Below are 1,389 nucleotides of genomic sequence, written 5' to 3' on the forward strand. Positions count from 1 at the left end.
GCATCTTCCGCGGCGCCACCTGGAACTACCTGTGCCTGGAGGCCGAGCTGCCGGAAGCGGGCAGCTACCGCACCACCTTCGTCGGCGAGACGCCGGTGGTGGTGGTGAAGGACGCCGACGGCGAGATCTACGCCTTCGAGAACCGCTGTGCGCACCGCGGCGCCCTGATCGCGTTGGAGAAGTCCGGCCGCGCGGACAGCTTCCAGTGCGTCTACCACGCCTGGAGCTACAACCTGCAGGGTGACCTGACCGGCGTGGCCTTCGAGAAGGGCGTGAAGGGTCAGGGCGGCATGCCGGCCTCCTTCTGCAAGGAGGAGCATGGCCCGCGCAAGCTGCGCATCGGCGTCTACTGCGGCCTGGTGTTCGGCAGCTTCAGCGACGACGTGCCTTCCATCGAGGAGTACCTCGGCGACGAGATCTGCCAGCGCATCGAGCGCGTGCTGCACAAGCCGGTGGAGGTGATCGGCCGCTTCACACAAGCGCTGCCGAACAACTGGAAGCTCTACGTGGAGAATGTCAGGGACAGCTATCACGCCAGCCTTCTGCACACCTTCTTTACCACCTTCGAGCTCAATCGGCTGTCTCAAAAAGGCGGTGTGATCGTCGATGGTGGTGGAGGAAACCACGTGAGCTTCTCGATGGTCGAGGAATCCTCCGCGGACGCCTCCTACAAGGAGCAGGGTCTTCGTTCGGACAACAGCAAGTTCCGCCTGAGGGATACGACCGTACTGGAGCTGTTCCCGGAGATCAAGGATGGGATCACTGTGCAAATACTCTCGGTGTTCCCGGGCTTTGTGCTGCAACAGCATCTGAACTGCCTTGCCGTACGCCAAGTGCTGCCGAAAGGCACCGACCACTCGGAGCTGAACTGGACCTATCTGGGCTATATCGATGACACGCCCGAACTGCGCACCGTGCGACTGAAGCAATTGAATCTTGTAGGGCCTGCGGGTTTTATCTCAATGGAAGACGGGTGTGTGGGCGGCTTCGTCGAACGCGGTATTGCAGGTGCGGCGGACTTGGATGCTGTCGTTGAAATGGGAGGAGACGCGACAACGTCTAGCGAGGGACGGGCCACGGAAGCCGCTATTCGAGGTTTTTGGAAGGTCTACCGGCAACACATGGGTCAGGAGGGGGTTAAATGATGATTGATCTGCTGCAAATAGCCGCCTTCAACGCCACATACGCGCAGACCATCGATAGCGATGCGCTGGAACAGTGGCCGACATTCTTCACGGCTGACTGTCGATATCGAGTGACCAACATCGAAAACGAAGCGGCTGGACTTCCGGCCGGACTGATCTGGGTCGATTCACGTGACATGCTGTACGACCGTATCACCGCGATGCGAGAGGCGAACGTGTACGAGCAGCAGCGCTATCGCCACCT

Annotated in this window: 1 protein-coding gene and 1 pseudogene; both read left to right on the top strand. The window is 60.3% G+C overall.

All coding sequences use genetic code 11. The annotated features are described in order from the left end of the window. A partial coding sequence (locus tag ACFQNJ_RS19290; RefSeq protein WP_382260373.1) for an aromatic ring-hydroxylating oxygenase subunit alpha occupies positions 1 to 1,145 on the top strand: 1,145 nt, incomplete at its 5' end. Beyond that, a pseudogene (locus ACFQNJ_RS19295) lies at positions 1,142 to 1,389 on the top strand (aromatic-ring-hydroxylating dioxygenase subunit beta); the annotation flags it as partial. The gene ACFQNJ_RS19290 and the pseudogene ACFQNJ_RS19295, both read left to right, overlap by 4 nt.

It is taken from the genome of Hydrogenophaga bisanensis (genome assembly GCF_042665135.1).
In the GTDB taxonomy this organism is placed as follows: domain Bacteria; phylum Pseudomonadota; class Gammaproteobacteria; order Burkholderiales; family Burkholderiaceae_C; genus Hydrogenophaga; species Hydrogenophaga bisanensis.